Annotated in this window: 20 protein-coding genes; 4 read left to right on the top strand and 16 right to left on the bottom strand. The window is 61.2% G+C overall.

The window, feature by feature from the left end; all coding sequences use genetic code 11:
- Positions 1 to 209 precede the first annotated feature (209 nt).
- Positions 210 to 695 carry a flavin reductase family protein gene (locus AB4N64_RS13655; RefSeq protein WP_460126328.1) on the bottom strand — a complete coding sequence of 162 codons (486 nt, stop codon included), beginning with the start codon at positions 693 to 695 and terminating at the stop codon, positions 210 to 212.
- A 323-nt stretch (positions 696 to 1,018) separates the two neighbouring features.
- On the opposite strand from AB4N64_RS13655, the gene AB4N64_RS13650 reads away from it, so the two are divergent.
- Positions 1,019 to 2,428 (top strand): purine-cytosine permease family protein, encoded by a 1,410-nt coding sequence (locus AB4N64_RS13650; protein ID WP_460126327.1) that lies wholly within the window; start codon positions 1,019 to 1,021, stop codon positions 2,426 to 2,428.
- A gap of 39 nt (positions 2,429 to 2,467) precedes the next feature.
- Here the strand turns inward: AB4N64_RS13650 and AB4N64_RS13645 are convergent, their stop codons facing one another.
- From AB4N64_RS13645 to ribBA, 6 genes are all read right to left on the bottom strand, one after another.
- Positions 2,468 to 3,445 carry a TerC family protein gene (locus AB4N64_RS13645; protein WP_460126326.1) on the bottom strand — a complete coding sequence of 326 codons (978 nt, stop codon included), beginning with the start codon at positions 3,443 to 3,445 and terminating at the stop codon, positions 2,468 to 2,470.
- A 333-nt stretch (positions 3,446 to 3,778) separates the two neighbouring features.
- Complete coding sequence (locus AB4N64_RS13640; protein ID WP_460126325.1) at positions 3,779 to 4,933, bottom strand: ABC transporter ATP-binding protein; 1,155 nt, start codon at positions 4,931 to 4,933, stop codon at positions 3,779 to 3,781.
- Between the two features lie 15 nt (positions 4,934 to 4,948).
- Complete coding sequence (locus tag AB4N64_RS13635) at positions 4,949 to 5,758, bottom strand: ABC transporter permease (RefSeq protein ID WP_460126324.1); 810 nt, start codon at positions 5,756 to 5,758, stop codon at positions 4,949 to 4,951.
- A 6-nt stretch (positions 5,759 to 5,764) separates the two neighbouring features.
- Entirely contained in the window at positions 5,765 to 6,694 is a 930-nt protein-coding gene (locus AB4N64_RS13630) for an ABC transporter permease (protein WP_460126323.1), read from the bottom strand.
- Positions 6,691 to 7,716 carry an ABC transporter substrate-binding protein gene (locus AB4N64_RS13625; RefSeq protein ID WP_460126322.1) on the bottom strand — a complete coding sequence of 342 codons (1,026 nt, stop codon included), beginning with the start codon at positions 7,714 to 7,716 and terminating at the stop codon, positions 6,691 to 6,693. Before AB4N64_RS13625 ends, AB4N64_RS13630 begins: the two co-directional genes overlap by 4 nt.
- A 251-nt stretch (positions 7,717 to 7,967) precedes the next feature.
- Entirely contained in the window at positions 7,968 to 9,077 is a 1,110-nt protein-coding gene (ribBA, locus tag AB4N64_RS13620; RefSeq protein WP_460126321.1) for a bifunctional 3,4-dihydroxy-2-butanone-4-phosphate synthase/GTP cyclohydrolase II, read from the bottom strand.
- A 70-nt stretch (positions 9,078 to 9,147) separates the two neighbouring features.
- Between ribBA and AB4N64_RS13615 the strand changes: the two genes are divergently transcribed.
- Positions 9,148 to 9,444 (top strand): DUF1330 domain-containing protein, encoded by a 297-nt coding sequence (locus tag AB4N64_RS13615; RefSeq protein ID WP_460126320.1) that lies wholly within the window; start codon positions 9,148 to 9,150, stop codon positions 9,442 to 9,444.
- Between the two features lie 126 nt (positions 9,445 to 9,570).
- Here the strand turns inward: AB4N64_RS13615 and AB4N64_RS13610 are convergent, their stop codons facing one another.
- The 8 genes from AB4N64_RS13610 to AB4N64_RS13575 form a co-directional block, all read right to left on the bottom strand.
- Positions 9,571 to 10,134 carry an NUDIX hydrolase gene (locus tag AB4N64_RS13610; RefSeq protein ID WP_460126319.1) on the bottom strand — a complete coding sequence of 188 codons (564 nt, stop codon included), beginning with the start codon at positions 10,132 to 10,134 and terminating at the stop codon, positions 9,571 to 9,573.
- A gap of 2 nt (positions 10,135 to 10,136) precedes the next feature.
- Entirely contained in the window at positions 10,137 to 10,889 is a 753-nt protein-coding gene (locus AB4N64_RS13605; RefSeq protein WP_460126318.1) for a GntR family transcriptional regulator, read from the bottom strand.
- 87 nt (positions 10,890 to 10,976) lie between these two features.
- Entirely contained in the window at positions 10,977 to 11,366 is a 390-nt protein-coding gene (locus AB4N64_RS13600) for a carboxymuconolactone decarboxylase family protein (RefSeq protein WP_460126317.1), read from the bottom strand.
- Entirely contained in the window at positions 11,366 to 12,838 is a 1,473-nt protein-coding gene (locus tag AB4N64_RS13595) for an NAD-dependent succinate-semialdehyde dehydrogenase (RefSeq protein WP_460126316.1), read from the bottom strand. Before AB4N64_RS13595 ends, AB4N64_RS13600 begins: the two co-directional genes overlap by 1 nt.
- 157 nt (positions 12,839 to 12,995) lie before the next feature.
- Entirely contained in the window at positions 12,996 to 13,481 is a 486-nt protein-coding gene (locus tag AB4N64_RS13590) for a flavin reductase family protein (RefSeq protein WP_460126315.1), read from the bottom strand.
- Positions 13,482 to 13,493: 12 nt separating this feature from the next.
- Entirely contained in the window at positions 13,494 to 14,975 is a 1,482-nt protein-coding gene (locus AB4N64_RS13585) for an aldehyde dehydrogenase (RefSeq protein WP_460126314.1), read from the bottom strand.
- Positions 14,972 to 15,805: an alpha/beta fold hydrolase gene (locus AB4N64_RS13580; protein ID WP_460126313.1), complete on the bottom strand. Its 834-nt coding sequence runs from the start codon at positions 15,803 to 15,805 to the stop codon at positions 14,972 to 14,974. The genes AB4N64_RS13585 and AB4N64_RS13580 overlap by 4 nt, the downstream gene beginning before the upstream one ends.
- Positions 15,806 to 15,847: 42 nt before the next feature.
- Complete coding sequence (locus AB4N64_RS13575) at positions 15,848 to 16,438, bottom strand: amino acid synthesis family protein (protein ID WP_460126312.1); 591 nt, start codon at positions 16,436 to 16,438, stop codon at positions 15,848 to 15,850.
- Between the two features lie 336 nt (positions 16,439 to 16,774).
- On the opposite strand from AB4N64_RS13575, the gene AB4N64_RS13570 reads away from it, so the two are divergent.
- Positions 16,775 to 17,902: a GGDEF domain-containing protein gene (locus AB4N64_RS13570; RefSeq protein ID WP_460126311.1), complete on the top strand. Its 1,128-nt coding sequence runs from the start codon at positions 16,775 to 16,777 to the stop codon at positions 17,900 to 17,902.
- 6 nt (positions 17,903 to 17,908) lie between these two features.
- On the opposite strand, the gene AB4N64_RS13565 is transcribed toward AB4N64_RS13570, so the two are convergent.
- The gene (locus AB4N64_RS13565; protein ID WP_460126310.1) at positions 17,909 to 18,913 is read right to left on the bottom strand and encodes an AraC family transcriptional regulator ligand-binding domain-containing protein; all 1,005 of its coding nucleotides are present in this window, start codon (positions 18,911 to 18,913) and stop codon (positions 17,909 to 17,911) included.
- 227 nt (positions 18,914 to 19,140) lie between these two features.
- Here AB4N64_RS13565 and AB4N64_RS13560 point away from each other — a divergent pair, with 227 nt between their 5' ends.
- Positions 19,141 to 19,890: an EAL domain-containing protein gene (locus AB4N64_RS13560; RefSeq protein WP_460126309.1), complete on the top strand. Its 750-nt coding sequence runs from the start codon at positions 19,141 to 19,143 to the stop codon at positions 19,888 to 19,890.
- The last annotated feature ends 2 nt before the right edge of the window (positions 19,891 to 19,892 follow it).

Below are 19,892 nucleotides of genomic sequence, written 5' to 3'. Positions count from 1 at the left end.
TCTTGTGGTCGACCCGTCGACTGCGGGGCTGTTGGTTATTGGTATACCATAATACCAAGTGACTGCAAATTGTTTAGATGCTTAACCTTGTTTTCCTGTAGGAGCGAGCATGCTCGCGATGGTGGAACAGGCACCGCGGGCATCCAGACAGCCAGCGTTATCGTTGACGACCATCGCGAGCGTGCTCGCTCCTACAGGGAATGGGGGAGTCAAGCGAGAACGGGCAACGCCCCCATCTTGCCGTGGCAATACACCAGAGGGCCGTTGTTGTGCTGCGGCACGATCAGGTTTTTCACCGCGCCAACCATGATGGCGTGGTCGCCCCCTTCATATTCGCGCCACAACTCGCATTCGATGACCGCCGTGGCATTGGCCAGGATCGGGTTGCCCAGTTCGCTCAACGTCCATTCGACGCCTTGCGCCTTGTCCTTGCCTTTACGCGCGAAGGCATAGGCTTCGCTTTGCTGGCCGCCAGACAGGACGTGGATGGCGAAGCGTTTGTTCTTGATCAGGACAGGATAGGAGTCGGAGCTGTAGTTGGGGCAGAACAGCACCAGGGCCGGATCCATTGACAGCGAGCTGAACGCGCTGGCGGTCAGACCGACGATTTGCCCATCGTCATCGAGCGTGGTGATCACGGTAACCCCGGACGGAAACGAACCCATCACTTGTTTGTAGATGGCGGCATCGATCATGGGACGGTCCTCTGGCGGTGAAACGGGTTTTTATGAATTTATAGGTATGATGGTATACCGTAATACATCGTTTGCAAGTGCTTTTTCAGTCATGCCGATAAACGTATGTTTTTGCTGTTTCGTCTAATGATTACGGGGTTTTTTCAAGATTTGACGTGCAGGTCATTCGTCAGGAAAGCGGATCAGACCGCTTTTTAAAGGCCGGATCAGTCTTGTCAAAAGTTTGGAATACCATAATATGACTCGCATCTGAGGGGGGCCATGGAGCACCCCCGGTTTGGCTTCGTACAACTATAAGATCAGACAAACTCGAGTTCATGCACATGTCCCAGATGTCCCGGCAAGACCCCCTGATCGAGAATCACACGGTCGATTACGTCCCACTCGCGGAACGCCACGGGAAGGCCCGCGACCTGTTCACCTTATGGTTCAGTACCAACATTGCGCCACTGCCCATCGTCACCGGTGCCATGGTTGTACAAGTGTTCCATCTCGACCTGTTCTGGGGCCTGCTGGCGATTGCCCTCGGGCATATGATCGGCGGCCTGGTGATTGCACTCGCCTCGGCGCAGGGCCCGCGCATGGGCATCCCGCAGATGGTGCAGAGCCGTGGCCAATTCGGCCGTTACGGCGCGCTGCTGATCGTGTTCTTCGCGGCGATCATCTACGTCGGTTTCTTCATCTCCAACATCGTGCTGGCCGGCAAGTCGATCGTCGGCATTGCGCCGTCGGTCCCGGTGCCGGTAAGCATCCTGATCGGCGCACTGAGCGCCACGGCCATTGGCGTGATCGGCTACAACTTCATCCATACGCTCAACCGCATCGGCACCTGGGTGATGGGCAGCGCGTTGCTCGCCGGCTTTATCTACATCTTTGCCCATGACCTGCCGGCGGACTTCTTCACCCGTGGTGATTTCAACTTGTCCGGATGGTTGGCGACGGTGTCGTTGGGGATCATCTGGCAGATCAGCTTCTCGCCGTACGTGTCCGACTATTCGCGTTACCTGCCGGCGGACATCGGCATCAGCAAACCGTTTTTAGCCACTTATCTCGGGGCGACGCTGGGCACCATCCTGTCGTTCACCTTTGGCGCCGTGGCCGTGTTGGCAACGCCCGAAGGCACCGAGGCGATGGCGGCGGTCAAGCAGTCCACCGGCTGGCTGGGGCCGATCCTGATGGTGTTGTTCCTGCTCAACATCATTAGCCACAACGCGCTGAATCTGTATGGTGCGGTGCTGTCGATCATCACTTCGATCCAGACCTTCGCCAGCCAATGGACCCCGAGCATCAAAGTGCGCGTGGTGCTATCGAGCGTAATCCTGGCAGGTTGCTGCCTGGTGGCGCTGGGGGCATCGGCAGACTTCATCTCCGAGTTCATCGGCCTGATTCTCGCGCTGTTACTGGTGCTGGTGCCGTGGGCTTCGATCAACCTGATCGACTTCTACGTGATCAAACGCGGCAGCTACGACATCGCCTCGATCTTTAGTGCCGACGGCGGCATCTACGGGCGCTTCAACCTGCACGCGATCATCGCCTACTTCATCGGCATCATCGTCCAGTTGCCGTTCGCCAACACCTCACTGTACGTCGGCCCCTACGCCAATCTGGTGGACGGTGCGGACTTGTCCTGGCTGGTCGGCCTGATCGTGACCTGCCCGCTGTATTACTGCCTGGCGACACGCGGCAACGCACAGCAGCAAAGAACTGCGGCGCGTCTGGGTTACACCGACTGACCGCTGTCATTCAACTCGCCAGCGGGGCACAGCCAGCACCTACAGGTTCTGGGTCTGGCTGTCCTTGCGGGTGAGGATGAGGCTCAATACCACCGACCCCAGAATCACCACGCCCACCACTGCCAGCGACCATTCCACGGGCATGTGGAACCACGGCATGATCGTCATCTTGCCGCCAATGAACACCAGCACCAGCGCCAGCCCATACTTGAGCAGATGAAAGCGGTCGGCCATGTCGGCGAGCAGGAAGTACAGCGCGCGCAGGCCCATGATCGCGAAGATGTTCGACGTGAAAATGATGAAAGGATCGGTGGTGACGGCGAAGATCGCCGGGATGCTGTCGACCGCGAACATCAGGTCGCTGGCCTCGATCAGCACCAGCACGAGGAACATCGGCGTGGCCCAGCGCACACCGTTGCGCACCACGAAAAAGCGCTCGCCGTGAAAACTCTGAGTGATGCGCATATGACCGCGTATCCAGCGCAGCAGCGGGTTGTTGTCCAGGTCCGGTTGCTTGTCGGCGAACACCAGCATCTTGATCCCGGTGATGATCAGGAACACGCCGAACACATACAGGATCCAGGTGAACTGCGAGACCAGCCAGACGCCGGCGAAAATCATCGCCGCACGCATCACGATTGCCCCGAGCACGCCGTAGAGCAGAACGCGGCGCTGCAGTTCCGGCGGTACGGCGAAGTAGCTGAAGATCATCACGAATACGAACATGTTGTCGATCGACAGCGATTGCTCGATCAGATAACCGGTGAGGAACTCGAGGGTCTTGTCGCGGGCAATGTCGGCACCGAACTCACCGTGCAGATACCACCAGAGCAGGGCGGCGAACGCCAATGCCAACAAGCACCAGGCAACCACCCAGGACGCGGCTTCGCGAACCGACACCCGATGGGCCTTGCGCCCACCGAAGACAAACAGGTCCAGGGCAAGCATTGCCAGCACGAAGACGATGAAGGCGCCCCACATCCAGGGTTCGCCGATATTGATGTGCGTGGCTGGCATGGCGTTCTCCCTGTCTGTGAGTAGTCGGGGTCATGCTAGCGAAGGGATTGCAGGAGAGAAAAATCGTTTATTTCGTCGTGATGGTTCGGTTTTTCCGAAGTATCACCGTTCCCCCCTCCCACAAAATGCACCATGTTCCCTGTAGGAGCGAGCATGTCGAGGCGTCGAACTGTCGCGATGGGCGTCAACGGTGACGCGGGCTTTCTGGATGCCTGCGGTGTCTGGACCACCATCGCGAGCATGCTCGCTCCTACAGGGGGGAGGGGGGATATCGAGGGCAAAAAAAGACCGCCACAACCCGACGTTGTGGCGGCCCGAGGGTGACGCGTTGGATCAGTGTGCGCCAGCGGCCTTGTTCAGGTCGCTTTCCGCCCACTCGGTGTACACGCAGGCATCGGCGGTGGCCCAGCGGACCCGCACCGGATCACCGGCCTTGAGCGGCATGCCTGCGGCCGAGAGTGCCTTGACCGTCATCGAGGTGCCGCCCAGGGTTTTTACGGTGCAGGTCTGGCTCTCGCCCAGGAACAGCATTTCACCGACAATCGCCGACACCTCGTTCCAGCCCGCCGCCAGCGGTTCCTGCGCAGCCTGTTCGACACTCAGCGCCAGCGCTTTTTCCGGGCGGACCATCAGCAGCACATCCTGGTCGGTCTGCAGCCCGGCGGTCAGGCGGATCGACAGCGACTGGCCTTCGAACGAGGCCGCCGCGTTGCCTTGGGCCTTGAGCTTGAGGAAGTTCGAGTTGCCGAGGAACGACGCCACAAACGCGTTTGGCGGGTTCTGATACAGGTCATAACCACTGCCCAGGCCTACGATCTTGCCGTGGCTGAAGATGGCGATGCGCTGGGACAGGCGCATGGCTTCTTCCTGGTCGTGGGTCACGTAGACGATGGTGATGCCCAGGCGCCGATGCAGTTGGCGCAGTTCGTCCTGCAAGTCTTCACGCAACTTTTTGTCCAGCGCACCCAGGGGTTCGTCCATCAGCAGGATGCGGGGTTCATAGACCAGCGCCCGGGCGATGGCGACCCGTTGCTGCTGGCCTCCGGACAATTGCGAAGGGCGGCGATGGGCGAATTGCTCCAGTTGCACCAGCTTGAGCATGGCATCGACCCGGCGCTCGCGTTCGGCGCTGTCGAGCTTGCGGACCGCCAGCGGAAACGCGATGTTGTCGCGTACCGACAGGTGCGGGAACAGCGAGTAGCGTTGGAACACCATACCGATGTCGCGTTTGTGCGGCGGCACATTGACCAGGGATTTGCCCTCGACCAGGATCTCGCCGCTGGTGGGCGTTTCGAAGCCGGCGAGCATCGACAGGGTAGTACTTTTGCCCGAGCCGCTGGAGCCCAGGAACGTGAGGAATTCGCCGTCCTTGATGTCCAGGGCGATGTTGTCCACGGCGGCGAATTCGCCGTAGTACTTGTTCAGGTTGCGCAGGCTTACCAGGGGTTGGGCATTCTGCTGCGCGGCATCTTTGATCACTGCACTCATGTCGTACTCCTGGCGCTAGGCGCTGATTTCATTGCGCCGGCGAAGGGCGGCGGCGATCACCATGACCAATACCGAGAGGCCGATCAGCAGCGTCGAAGCGACGGCGATCACAGGCGTCAGGTCCTGGCGCAGGGTGGTCCACATTTTCACGGGAAGGGTCTGCAAGGTCGGGCTGGCCATCATCACGCTCAGCACCACTTCGTCCCACGAGACGAGGAAGGCGAAGAGGGCGCCGGCCACCATGCCGGGGCGGATCGCCGGGAATGTCACCTTGAACACCGCTTGCAGGCGCGAGGCACCGCAGATCACGGCGGCATCTTCAATCGACTGGTCAAACAGCTTCAGCGAGTTGATGATCGAGATGATCGTGAACGGCAGCGCCACGATCACATGGCTGACCACGAAAGCGAACATCGTCCCGGTGTAGCCCAGCTTGAGGAACAGCGCGTACACGGCCACGGCAATGATCACCAGTGGCACGATCATCGGCAGGGTGAACAGCCCGTAGAGCATTTCCCGCCCGGGGAAGCGTCCGCGCACCAAGGCAAACGCGGTTGGCAGGCCGAGCGCCACGGCGAAGAACGTGGTCAGCACGGCGACCTTGAGGCTGGCCATCGCCGCGTTCATCCAGTCGGCATTGGAGAAAAACTGGCCGTACCATTTCAGCGTCCAGCCCGGCGGTGGAAACACCAGCCACTGGGAGGAACCGAACGACAGCAGCACGATGAACACGATAGGCAACAGCAGGAACAGCGCGATCAGGCCCGTGGTGAAATAAAGGCCCAGGCGCATGCGCCGGCTCATCGCATTGGGGGTCAGGAGCATGACGGCTTACCTCGCGTTGCTGGCGCCAACCGGGGATTCCGGCTGAAGCTTCAGGTAGAAGTAGAACAACACCAGCGTGATGGCGATCAGCAACGCGGCGCCAGCGCTGGCCAGGCCCCAGTTGAGGAACGATTGCACCTGCTGGATGATGAACTCGGGCAGCATCATGTTCTGCGCACCGCCCAGCAACGCGGGGGTGACGTAGTAACCGAGCGACATCACGAACACCATCAGGCCGCCAGAGAACAGCCCCGGCCGGCACAGCGGCAGGAACACCCGGAAGAAGTTGGTCCATGGGCTGGCGCCACAGATGGAACCGGCCTGCAAAATCATCGGATCGATGGCCTGCATGGTCGCCTGCAAGGGCAGCACGATGAACGGGATCATGATGTAGCTCATGCCGATCACCACGCCGGTGAGGTTATGCACCATCTCCAGCGGCTGATCGATGATGCCCATGGTCATCAGTGCCTTGTTGATCACCCCGGAGGCTTGCAGCAACACCAGCCAGGAGTAGGTGCGGGCCAGCAGGCTGGTCCACATCGACAGCAGCACGATGTTGAGGATCCAGCGACCCCAGCCGCGCGGCACCAGGGTGATCGCCCAGGCCAGCGGGAAACCCAGCAGCAGGCTGAACAAGGTCACCAGGCCCGCCACCGAAAAGGTGTTGATCAAGACCCGGGCATAGGCCGAGTTGGCGAACAACTGCTCGTAGTTGCCCAGGCCGGGCACCGGTTCGAGCACGCCGCGCAGCAACAGGCCGATCAGCGGAGCCAGGAAGAACAGACCGAGAAACAGCAGGGCCGGGATCAGGTTACTCGACCCGCGCCAGCGCTGGGCCAGGCTCGGGGCCTGATTGGCCAGCGCCGCTTTGCCGGATGCCGCCCCGAGGGCGCCAGTGGCGCCCCCGGTCGGCGTGGATGCCGTCATTTTCATTTGACCAGCCATTCGTTCCACCGTGTCGCGATGGCTTGACCGTTCTTGGCCCAGTACGCGAAATCGAGAGTGATTTGATCCTTGGCATAAGCAGTCGGCAGGTTAGGTGCCAGCACCGAATCCAGGCGCGCCACGCTGTCGACGTTGACCGGTGCATAAGCGGTCAGGTTGGAGAAGTCGGCCTGGCCTTTGGCGCTGCTCGCATTGGCCAGGAATTTCATGGCCGCTTCCTTGTTTTTCGAGCCTTTTGGCACAATCAGGATGTCGGCCATGACCAGGTTCTGTTTCCAGCTCACACCCACCGGGGCGCCGTCTTCCTGCAAGGCGTGGATGCGACCGTTCCAGAACTGGCCCATGCTGGCTTCACCGGAGGCCAGCAGCTGTTGCGATTGTGCGCCGCCGCCCCACCAGACGATGTCTTTCTTGATGGTGTCGAGTTTCTTGAAGGCGCGATCCAGGTCCAGCGGATAGAGCTTGTCGGCGGCTACGCCGTCAGCCAGCAACGCCAGTTCCAGCACACCAGGGCTTGGCCATTTGTAGAGGGCGCGTTTGCCGGGGTAGGTCTTGGTGTCGAACAGGGCGGACCAGTCCTGGGGCTTGCTGGCGCCGAGTTTGCCTTCGTTATAGCCGAGGACAAAGGAGAAGAAGAACGAGCCGACGCCGTGATCGGAGACGAAACGTGGGTCGATCTTGTCGCGCTGGATGACCGAAAAGTCGAGGGGTTCGAGCAGGCCTTCGGCCGCAGCGCGCAGGGCGAAGTCGGCTTCGACATCGACCACGTCCCATTGCACATTGCCGCTTTCGACCATGGCCTTGAGTTTGCCGTAGTCGGTCGGGCCATCCTGGACCACGGTGATGCCGGTGGCCTTGCTGAATGGGTCGGCCCAGGCCTGCTTTTGCGCATCTTGGGTGCTACCGCCCCAACTGACGAAGTTGACGCTTTCGGCAGCCATCGACGCCTGGCTGGTCACGCTCAGCAGTCCCGCAAAAAAAATCGCGGTTGCACGTTTGTTCAACACCATTTTTACGCCCTCATTGTTGTGTTTATGAGCGGGGCTTTCATGCCCGCCTATCGGGAGCAGTAGGTCCGAACGGTCACTGATGATCGGTCGGTCTATGGAATATCATATTATGGTATTCCAAACTTTGTGCAAGCATTTTGCCTTACCGGCCATCTGCTGAGCCTGTTTTTTTTCTTTGATCTGTATTGCCTTTCAAGCGGCCGATTCCATCCCTGTAGGTGCAAGCTCGCTCCTACAGGGGGCTTGGTGAGTCATCCCGTGAAAGCAATACTCTCCACCACCTCCAGGTCATACCCGGTCAAGCCCGCATACTTCAGCGGTGGGCCCAGGTGCCGCAGTTTGCCGACGCCCAGGTTCTGCAGGATCTGCGCGCCCGTACCCACTTCAGAATAGATGCGTGACTGCGAACGGCTGAATTGGCGGGGCGGTTGGGTCAGTTGCGGAACCCGTTCGAGCAGCGCCTGGGACGATTCATGGTTGGCGAGCACCACCACCACGCCACGACCTTCTTCGGCCACGCGTTGCAGGGCAGCCCACAGCGTCCAGTTGCTCGGGCCGCTGTATTGCGCGCCCACCAGGTCGCGCAGCGGGTCGATGACATGAACCCGCACCAGGGTCGGTTCCTCGCGACGCAATTCGCCCATGACCATGGCCATGTGCACACCGCCTTCGATGCGGTCCTCATAAGTGATCAGGCGAAAGGTGCCGTGCACGGTCGGCAATTCACGCTCACCGATGCGCTCGACGGTGTGTTCGTTGCTCAGTCGATAGTGGATCAGGTCGGCGATGGTGCCGATCTTGATCCCATGCTTGCGTGCGAACACTTCAAGGTCGGGACGACGGGCCATGGTGCCGTCGTCGTTCATCACTTCGACGATCACCGAGGCGGGGGTAAACCCGGCCAGGCGCGCCAGGTCGCAGCCGGCTTCGGTATGACCGGCGCGGGTCAGCACGCCGCCTTCACGGGCGCGCAAGGGGAAGATGTGGCCGGGCTGGACGATATCGGCGGCCGTTGCCCCCGCCGTTACCGCGGCGGCCACGGTTCGTGCCCGGTCAGCGGCCGAGATGCCGGTGGTGACGCCAACGGCGGCCTCAATGGACACGGTGAACGCGGTGCTGAACACGCTGCCGTTACTGGGCACCATCTGTTCCAGGCCAAGGCGCTGGCAGTGCTCGTCCGTCAGGGTCAGGCAAATCAGGCCACGTGCTTCGCGAGCCATGAAGCTGATGGTTTCGGCCGAGCAGCAGTCGGCGGCAAGGAGGAGGTCGCCTTCGTTCTCGCGATCCTCATCGTCCACCAGAAGCACCATCTTGCCCTGGCGGTAGTCTTCGATGATTTCTTCGATGCTGTTGAACGCCATGATGTAACTCTCGATGTGGGGTGGAGATATTTGTGGTATACCATAATACAAAATCAACACAGAGGTCACTATGAAGGCGTACTGGATAGCCCACGTGGATGTCACTGATCCCGATCAATACAGTCAATATACCCAGCGGGCGCCAGCGGCCTTCGCGTTGTACGGTGGTCGGCTGCTGGCCCGGGGCGGACGCAGCCAGGCGATGGAAGGTCGGGTGACGCCGCAGCGTAGCGTGGTGATCGAGTTTGAAACGTACGAGCAGGCGCTGGCTTGCTACAACTCTGATGAATACCAGGAAGCCAAACGGCACCGTGAAGGTGTGGCGCGGGCTGAGGTGATTATTGTTGAGGGGGTTGCGCCGGTGTAACCATCCCTCTGTAGGAGCGAATTTATTCGCGATGGAGGTCAACGATGACGCGGGAAGCCTGACACCCTGCGGCGACCCAGAAACCATCGCGAGCATGCTCGCTCCTACAGGGGAGGTGGAGTGTGCTTAGCGGATGAAGTGAATCTTCCCGCTATCGTCATTGCCGATGTAGATGCCATACACCCCGGCCTGGCGTTCTTCGATGTAGCGTTCGAGAATCTGGCGGATCGCGGGGTAGTAGATGCTGTCCCAGGGAATGTCCTCGGGCGCGAAGAATTTGTAGTCGAGGGTTTCCGGGCCGAACTGTCCGGTGATCTCCAGCGCGACGGCGCGGTAGATGATGTACACCTCGCTGATCTTCGGCACGCTGAAGATCGAGTACGGCGAGTGGATTTCGGCACGCACGCCGCTTTCCTCCCAGACCTCGCGCAGCGCCGCTTGCTCGGTGGTTTCGCCGCCTTCCATGAAACCGGCCGGCAGCGTCCAGGTGCCGGGGCGCGGGGGGATGGCGCGCTGGCACAACAGATACTTGCCGTCCTGCTCGATGATGCAGCCGGCAATGATCTTCGGGTTGACGTAATGGATGTAACCGCATCCACAGCACATCAGGCGCTCGTGCGTATCACCCGGCGGCAGCTGCGACTTGAGGTCGTTGCCACCGCACCTTGGGCAAAAGCTCGGGCTGAACATGATCAGCGACCTATGCGCGGTTCTTTCAGCGCGATGGGCAGGGTGATCTCAGGCGTGGGCCCGGTCTCTTCCTGCTTGCGCTTGAGGTATTCCAGCGCCACTGTGGCTGCGGCGCGAACGTGGTCGACACAGGCCTGGTGCGCCACCACCGGATCGCCGGTCTTGATCGCCTCCACCATGCGTTCCATTTCCTGGTTGCTGGCGCCACGACGGTTTTCCTGAGACACCGAGGTCGCACGCAGGTAGCTGATGCGCGCCTGCAACTGGCGCAACTGGGTGGCCGCCACATGGTTGCCCGAACCTTCGAGCAGCACGTCGTAGAAACCCTGTACCGAATCGATCACCTGTTGCAGTTCGCCTTCCTTGAGGGCCTTGCGGTTTTCCTCCAGGGCTTTTTCCAGGGCCTTGATGTCCTTGGCCTTGGCGCGCAGGGTGAACAGCTGGACGATCAGCCCTTCGAGCACGCAACGCAGTTCATAGATGTCGACGGCATCGTCCAGGGTGATGATCGCCACCCGTGGGCCCTTGGCATCGGCGAATTCCACCAGGCCCTCGGATTCGAGGTGGCGCAGAGCTTCGCGAACGGAGGTGCGGCTGACACCGAGGCGGTCGCACAGATCACGCTCGACCAGACGGTCTCCCGGCATGAGCTGGAAGTTCATGATGGCGCTTCGCAGTTTATCCAGCACGATTTCGCGCAGGGTAACGGGGTTGCGATTGACCTTGAAGCTGTCGTCGAGTGGCAGGCGTTTCATGGGGTCCGCTCTGAGTGTGGCTGTCCATGCAAAAAGAGCACTTGGACCCGAAGATCATCGTGCTCAGTCAATCAAAACAGCCAAAGGTTAACTGGAGGCCTCGGCGTCGGCTTCGGCGAACGCTTCGCGGGCGAGCCGGAAGCTGTCCACCGCAGCGGGGACACCGCAATAAATACCGACCTGAAGCAGAATTTCGCGTATTTGTTCACGACTCAGCCCGTTACGCAAGGCGCCGCCTACATGCAGCTTGAGTTCGTGTGGCCGGTTGAGGGCCGAAATCATGGCCAAGTTTATCATGCTGCGCTCTTTAAGCGACAAACCCTCGCGACCCCAGACGTGGCCCCAGCAGTACTCGGTCACCATCTCCTGCAAGGGCCGGGTGAAGTCGTCGGCGTTCTCGATGGAGCGCTTGACGTAGGCTTCACCCAGCACCTGCGTGCGGATTTTCAGGCCCTGTTCATACTTTTCGTTGCTCATTAACGATTGCTCCCAAAGTCGTCGAGCCCACCCATCAGGGTGTATTTGATTTCCAGGTAATCCTCGATGCCGTATTTGGAGCCTTCGCGGCCCAGGCCCGAGGACTTGATGCCGCCAAATGGCGCGACTTCGGTAGAGATCAGCCCTTCGTTGATCCCGACCATGCCGTACTCCAGCGCTTCGCTCATGCGCCAGGCGCGGCCGAGGTCGCGGGTGTAGCAGTAGGCCGCCAGCCCGAACTCGGTGTCGTTCGCCAGATGGATCGCCTCGGCTTCGCTGTCGAAGCGGAATACGGCGGCCAGCGGGCCGAAGGTTTCTTCGCGGGCGACTTTCATCGCAGCGTTCACACCGGCCAGTACGGTGGGTTGGAAGAACCCGTGGCCGAGGGCGTGCCGTTCACCGCCGCAGAGCAGTTGCGCGCCATGGGCGAGGGCGTCCTGCACGTGATCTTCGACCTTGGCCACCGCGCGCTCGTTGATCAATGGGCCCTGATTCACGCCGCTGTCGAAGCCGCTGCCGACGTTCAACTGCGCCACGCGTTCGGCCAACCGTGCCACGAAAGCATCATGGATGCCCGACTGCACCAGGAAGCGGTTGACGCAAACGCAGGTTTGCCCGGCGTTGCGGAACTTGGCGATCAAGGCGCCTTCCACCGCTCGCTCCAGATTGGCGTCGTCGAACACGACAAAGGGGGCGTTGCCGCCCAATTCCAGCGAGACCTTTTTCAGCGTCGGCGCGCATTGCGCCATCAGCAGCTTGCCGATGCCGGTGGAGCCGGTGAACGACAGTTTGCGCACAAGGGGGCTGGCCGTCAGTTCGCCGCCGATGGCGATGGCATCGCCGGTGATCACGTTGAAAATACCCGGCGGAATGCCAGCCTGTTCCGCCAGCGCGGCCATGGCCAGTGCCGAGAATGGTGTTTCCGGAGCGGGTTTGACGATGCACGGGCAGCCGGCGGCCAATGCCGGGCCGGCCTTGCGGGTAATCATCGCCGCCGGGAAGTTCCACGGTGTGATGGCCGCGACGACGCCGATCGGCTCCTTGCTCACAACGATGCGGGCATCGCCCTTGTGGCTCGGGATGGTGTCGCCGTAGATGCGCTTGGCTTCCTCGGCGAACCACTCGATGAAGCTGGCGGCGTAGAGGATTTCGCCTTTGGCTTCGGCCAGAGGTTTGCCTTGTTCGAGGGTGAGGATTTCGGCCAGGGCATCGGCATTGTCGATCATCAGCGCGTGCCAGCGCTTGAGGACCGTGCTGCGCTCCTTGGCGGTCAAGGCGCGCCAGGCCGGCCAGGCGTCGTTGGCCGCTTTGATGACCTGCTGCGCCTGGGCTGCGCCCAGGTTTGGCACCTGGCCGATCAGCTCACCGGTGGCCGGGTTGAAGATGTCCTGGGTGGCGCCGTCGGGCGCATCCAGCCATTGGCCATTGAGGTAGGCCTGCTGGCGGAACAGTTGCAAGGCTGCTGGACTCATGCCGGCTCCTGAAAAAAGTGGGGAAAACACCGCATTCTGTAGGAGCGAGCATGCTCGCGATGGTCGTCAACGATAACGTTGGCATCCTGGCACCCCGCGGAGTTGCGGAGTTTCTTCGCGAGCATGCTCGCTCCTACAGGAGGGCAGGGATCTTGGATCAAGCCAGCGAGGGCAGCGGCCCCAGCTTGCCTTTGTGGTAGATCATCGGCGTCACAGGCTGTTCGGGCAGGATCAGGTTCTTTACCGCACCGACGATGATGGCGTGGTCGCCACCGTCGTATTCGCGCCACAGCTCGCACTCGATGATCGCCGTGGCCTTGCCTAGCAGCGGGTTACCCAGGGCGCTCAGGTGCCACTCGATGTCCTTGGCCTTGTCCTTGCCTTTACTGGCAAAGGCATAGGCCTCGGTGGTCTGGTCGGCCGACAGCAGGTGAATCGCGAACTGCTTGCTGTCGCGCAGCACCGGGTAGGTGTCCGAAGCGTAGTTGGGGCAGAACAGCACCAGCGCCGGATCGATCGACAGCGCGCTGAACGCGCTGGCGGTGATGCCGACGATACCGCCGTCCGGGTCCAGGGTGGTGACCACCGTGACGCCGGATGGGAAGGAACTCATGACGTCTTTGTAAATGCCGGGTTCGATCATGTCGGTGGTCTCCTAACGCATCACAAACGGGTCAGGCATGGGTGCCTGGGAGAGGTTGATCCACACCGTTTTCAGTTCGGTGTAGGCCAGCACCGAGTCGATGCCGCTTTCGCGTCCATAGCCGCTGTTCTTGAAACCGCCGATCGGCGCCATGGCCGAGACCGCGCGGTAGGTGTTGACCCAGATGATCCCTGAACGCACATCCCGCGCCAAACGGTGGGCGCGACCCAGGTCGCGGGTCCAGATGCCGGCGGCGAGGCCGAACTGGGAGTCGTTGGCAATCGCCAGTGCTTCGGCTTCGTCCTTGAAACGGATGACCGACGCCACCGGGCCAAAGACTTCTTCCTGCATGATCTTCATCGAGTTGCGGTCGCACTCGAACAGCGTCGGCTCGTAGAACCAGCCGTCACCCACGCCGCTCGGACGTTTGCCCCCCGTGCGCAGGCGCGCACCCTCTGCGATGGCGTCCGCCACCAGGCCCTCGACGACCGCCAATTGTTGTGCGGTGGCCATCGGGCCCATTTCGCTGGTGTCCTCCTGCGGGTTGCCGATGCGGATGCGCTGGGCGCGTTCCACCAGGCGACCCACGAACTCGTCGTAGATTTCGTCTTGCACCAGAAGGCGCGAGCCGGATACGCAACTTTGCCCGGACGCGGCGTAGATCCCGGCGATGGCGCCGTTGATCGCGCTGTCGAGGTCTGCGTCGGCAAAAATGATGTTCGGCGATTTGCCGCCCAGCTCCAGCGACAGCTTGGCGAAGTTCTCGGCGCTGCTGCGCACCACATGCCGGGCCGTCGCTGCGCCGCCGGTGAAGGCGATCTTGCGCACCAGCGGATGGCGGGTGAGGGCCGCACCGGTGCTCGGGCCGTAGCCGGTGACCACGTTGACCACACCCGGTGGAATGCCGGCTTCCAGGGCCAGGCGAGCCAGTTCCAGAATGGTCGCCGAGGCGTGCTCGGAGGGCTTGATCACGATGGTATTGCCGGCGGCCAGGGCGGGCGCGAGCTTGATGGCGGTCAGGTACAGCGGGCTGTTCCAGGGGATGATCGCGGCGACCACGCCCATGGCTTCGTGCACGGTGTAGGCAAAGAGGTCGGGCTTGTCCAAAGGCAGGGTGCCGCCTTCGAGCTTGTCGGCCAAGCCTGCGGTGTAGTGGAAGAACTCCGGCAGGTAGCCGACCTGGCCGCGGGTCTCGCGGATCAGCTTACCGTTGTCGCGGCTTTCCAGCTGGGCCAGGTTTTCCTTGTTCTCGGCGATCAAGTCGCCCAGGCGACGCAGCAGTTTGCCGCGAGCAGTGGCGGTCAGGCCGCGCCAGGCCGGGCTGTCGAAAGCGGTCTGCGCAGCCTGAACGGCGCGCTCGACATCGGCTTCATCGGCATCGGGCAGTTCGGCCCAGGGTTCGGCCAGGGCCGGGTTCAGGCTTTCGAATGTCTTGCCCGAGAGGGCATCGACCCATTCACCGCCGATGCACATCTGAAAGCGTGCGAGTGTCATGCAACGATCCCCTTTATAGGATTTTGTCGGGCGTGCGCAGTGTCGAGAAACTCGAGCAACAACTGGTTGACCAGGCGCGGCGATTCTACGGGCATCATATGCCGCTGTTCGGCCAGTACGGCAACCGTTGCGCCGGGAATGCGCTCGGCCAGTTGCCGGGCCATTTCCGGGGTGGAGCCGGGGTCCAGTTCGCCGGTGGCGACGAGCGTCGGTGCCTGGATAGAAGCCAGGTCGTCGGCGCGGTACATGTCCTGGGTGGCGAACAGTTCGTAAGTGGTGAGGTAGCCCTGCGGGTCATTCTCGGCCAGGGTCTGGCGCAACGCGGCGATCTGAGCCGGGTTGGCTGCCTGATATTCACGGCTGAACCAGCGCGAGAGCGCCGCTTCAGCGTTGGCATCCGGGCCGTGCTCGGCCGCCTGGGCGGTGCGGGCAATGACGCCGGCACGCTGTTCGGCGGTGCGATTGAACACGCTGTTGAGTACCACCAGGCCTTGCAGGCGTTGCGGGTAATGCAGGGCGAAGGCTCGCGCCACCAGACCGCCCATGGAGAAGCCGATCACGGTCGCCTGGGGCAACTGCAAGTGATCGAGCAGCTCCAGCAACTGGTCGGCATAACCGAGCAGTGGCGTGCCGCTTTCCGGGCGCGGGCTGGCGCCATGACCCAGCATGTCATAAGCGATCACGCGGTACTTCGTGGCCAGGCCAACGACCTGGCCGCCCCACATTTCTTTATTCAGGCCCACGCCGTGGATCAAAACCACAGGCTGGCCTTGGCCGGTCGCCAGATAACTGGTGCCAGCCGGGGTGCGTTCAGCGGTGAGCCGAATCATGGAGCGCTCCTGCATACCTTTTTGTTGTAGTGACCGACCGTCTTACTGGGCTTTTTCGGCGGCCAGTTCTTCCAGGTCGATGTAGCGGTTGCCGATGCGTGGGTGCAGGCGGCCGCCGTCGGCGCAACCCAGGACCACAACGATTTCATCGGCACGAGGGGCATCTTCGATCTGCATTTCCAGGGTGATGTAGTGCGAACGCTGGCCTTCGTCGTCCTTGTGCATCATCGGGATCTGGATCGAAGTGCCCGGACCGCCGCGCTTGTTGGTGAAGCTCAGGTAGCTCTTGGCCTGGACCGCTTCGCGATAGTGGTTGCCGAAACGCAGGGTGTGGATCACCGCCGAAGCGTGCTCGATTTCGCCATCGGCACCGACCACTGCGGCCTTGCCGTACGCCTCGATCTTCTCGGCACCACCGATCAGGCCCACCAGGCGCTCGACCATCAGGGCACCGAGGTCGGAGCAGTTGGCGCGGATCTGCGGCTTGAGATCTTCAACGAAACCATTACCCACCCATGGGTTTTTCATGACCACGGCCAGGCCGATCATGGTGACGGGCTTGTCGGTGGCTTTGCCGCCTTCGATAAAGGTCTCTTCGACATAGCTGACGATCTTGCGAATTTCGAAACTCATGAGCTGCTCCATACGGGTGAAGGGTGTCTGTCCGTATGATGGTATACCATAATATCGGCAACGCAAGCGTCCGATACGGGTTTCTGTTGGTGAGGCGACAGAATGCTTATGGGTGCTGAGTCACTTGTAGGAGCGAGCATGCTCGCGATGGTCTCAAAGGCACCGCGGGGTATCAGTTAGCCAGCGTCATCGTTGACCTCCATCGTCGGAACGCCGCCCGGAGCATGCTCGCTCCTACAGGGGGAGGTGGACCGAGAATTGGAGTCGCGGTTGTGAGCGTTGCTAGCAAAGTGCCAGAATAGAGCCCCTGCGCAGCATCATTATCAGGCGGCTCTAATGGATGGCCCTGGATTGCGGTATCAACAGGAAGATTTCATCGTGAAACTGGTGCAATCAGATCGATTGCACCAACTGTTTCGTCAGTCGGTTTTAGCGGTGCTTGGCAGTTATCTCGCGGTGCTGATGCTGTGCTGGCTGTGCTGGGACCGTTTCGATCACCGGACGGTTGCGTGGTGGATCGCGCTGCTCACCGCCTCGTCGCTGGTGCGCATCATCATGTTTGCCGCTTATTTTCGCAGCCCCGACCGCGAGCGCACGCCCCAACGCTGGGAGCACATTTACTGGGTCACGCTGGTGCTGTCTGCCAGTATCTGGGGCGGCGGCGCCCTGGCGGTCATCCCGGTCGACGATCTGTTGGGCCAGACAATGGTCATGCTGTTTTGCGTGGGCATGTCGGTGAGTGCGGTGTCCTGCTATTCGGCGTACCGCTACATGACGGTCGTCTCGATCGTCCTGGTGCTGTTGCCTTGTACGGTGTGGTTGTTGGTCCAGCCTTCATCCCTGCAGGTCGGCATGGGCGTGGCGGTGATGGGGTTCGCCTCGTTCGTGTTCAGCGCCACGCGCAGCCTGTCCGAGGCGTTGGAAACCGCCTTTCGGTTGACCCGGGAAATGGAACACGCGCACAACGTATCCACCCGTGCCGCACAGACCGATGAACTCACCGGCCTCAAGAATCGCCGGGCGTTTTTCGAGAATGCACAGCATTTGTTCGGTTATTGTCGGAAAAACCACTTGCCGCTGTGCGCCCTCATGCTGGACATGGATCACTTCAAACACATCAATGACACCTACGGGCACCAGGTGGGCGATCAGGTGCTGCGGCAAATGGGTCAGGTCATCAGTTCCTCGTTCCGTGACACCGATGTGTACGGACGCCTGGGCGGCGAAGAATTCGCCGTCCTCCTGCCAAACACCTCCATCGAGGTGGCCCGTAATATCGCCGAAGAACTGCTGCAGTCGCTCGCTGGCATGATGAGTGCCCCGGTCAATCGGGTTTCGGCCAGCGTCGGTGTTGCCAGCATGAACGACGATGATCACGACCTGCATAGCCTGATGAACAACGCCGACAAGGCGCTGTATCGCGCCAAAGCTCGCGGGCGCAATCAGGTGGCAGTGGCTGAGTAACCGGGTTCAGGACGCTTGCCGATAGCATCCGGGCGTCATGCCGAACCAGCGGATACAGGCTTTGTGAAAGCTGCTCTGGTCGCGAAAACCCAGCAGCGCGCCAATGTATTTCACGCTGCGCACCGAGTTGCGCAGGAAGGTGTGCGCCAGCCTAAGACGCGCTTCATCCTGCAAGGCCGAAAAATGAATGCCTTCATCGGCGAGTCGCCGTTGCAGGCTGCGCGCGCTGATGCCCAACGCCTGGGCGATCCGGTTCAGGTCGCTGGGCACGCCTTGGGCCAGTCTCTCGGCCAGGACCCGACGAACTCGCTCGGTCATCGAGCCATTAAGCATCAGGTTCAGTCGCGTACGGGCATATTCGACATGCAGCACATCCAGTGCCGAATCGGCAGTGGGCAACGCCATCGCACAATCGTCAATGCTGAAACTCAGGCTGTTGTATGACGCACCGAAGGACAGGTTTCTGCCAAGCAGTCGCTCCAGTTGGCCGGTGTCTGCGGGCTTAGGGTAAGTGAAACTCGCTGCCACCGGGTCGGGCTTGCGATTGGGCAACAGCCAGTGGACCAGCCCCAGGATCTGCGCGGCCCCGGCATCGATGTAGGCCCGTGGCGTCAGCGACGGCTGGGTGCTGACATCCAGTCCGATCAGTTTTACCGCACCGGGTTCCTGATCCAGGCACATATGAAAGCCGTTGCAGATCAGCGATTGATAGTCCACAAAGCGTTGCAACGCCGCGCCGAGCGTCGGGCAGGACATCACCGCGTAACCCAACACCTCCAGGTTTGCCGGATGCGCGCGGGCATAGGCCAGCAGCCCAATGTCCGGGTTGCCGGTGCGTCCTGCCGCTGCCGCCATGACTTTGTAGACCAGTTCCAGCGGAACGCCATTGGGATTCGCCCAAACCTCCTCGTGGCTACTGCCGAACTCGTTGAGCAAGGCTTCCACGTTGGCTCCCGCGTCGGTCAGGACGTCGGCGAGCACCCGAAAACCGGTGCTGGTCATTCTGTGCATGCGTATTCCCGGCGTAATGGCTAAGTGATGTCGCGAAGCCGGCGCATGATCGCAATAAACAAATGCTCGCAGTCGATTAACACCACCGATGCGTTTCCAAGGACAAGCGAAAGGACTCCGGGAACACTTCCTGCGTGATGGGCGAGCGTTGATGATGGCCGGCAGTCCGCGGGTGCTGGCATAAAGCCAGTTCTGCGCCCGGCTCAATCCTTGTCTATGGATGTGACATGCACAGAGTCAAGAATTTCTACAATGAATTGGCCCAGGGCAAACTGGTGCTGGCGTTTCAACCGGTGGTCTGGATGCCCGACAGCGACCGGGTGCTGTACCAGGAAGGGCTGCTGCGACATATCGATGCCAGTGGGGAGGGGGTGTACCCGCTGGTGATGCTCGAACAGTTACAGTCCATGCGAGAGTTGGATCGCAGCGTGGTGGGGTGCGTGATTGATCGCCTGCTGCATGACGAGCACCTGCGCCTGGGCTGCAACATTTCTGCGCAAAGCGCGATCATCGACCCGTTCTGGCACTCGATTCTTGCGCGATTGCGCGAAACGCCTTCGGTGGCGGCGCGACTGGTTATTGAGATCACCGAGAGCGCCACGCCACCGAGCACTTCGGCGGCCATCGAATTTGTCCTGTGCCTGCGTGAGCTGGGCTGCCGGGTGGCCATCGATGATTTTGGCGCGGGTCTGGGCACCCTGGAATTCATCCGCAAAACCCGGCCGGACATCGTCAAGATCGACCAGGGCTACCTGCAACGCGCCCGGCTGGACACCAACAACGCGCAGACGCTCGGTCATCTGGTGCAACTGTGCAAAACGTTGGCACCGTGTGTGGTCATCGAGGGGATCGAGACCGAAGCCGACCGCGCCCTCGCCACTGCGTGCGGCAGTGAGTGGGGGCAGGGTTATCTGTTCGGTCGGCCGCGGATCGACGCGCTGGGTGAGCGCTGTCAGTTGCAGTCGATGCCTGCCTGACG

This window comes from Pseudomonas sp. S2_C03, assembly GCF_054668405.1.
Note: the sequence above shows the minus strand (reverse complement) of the source record. Positions and strands in the feature narration are given on the sequence as shown.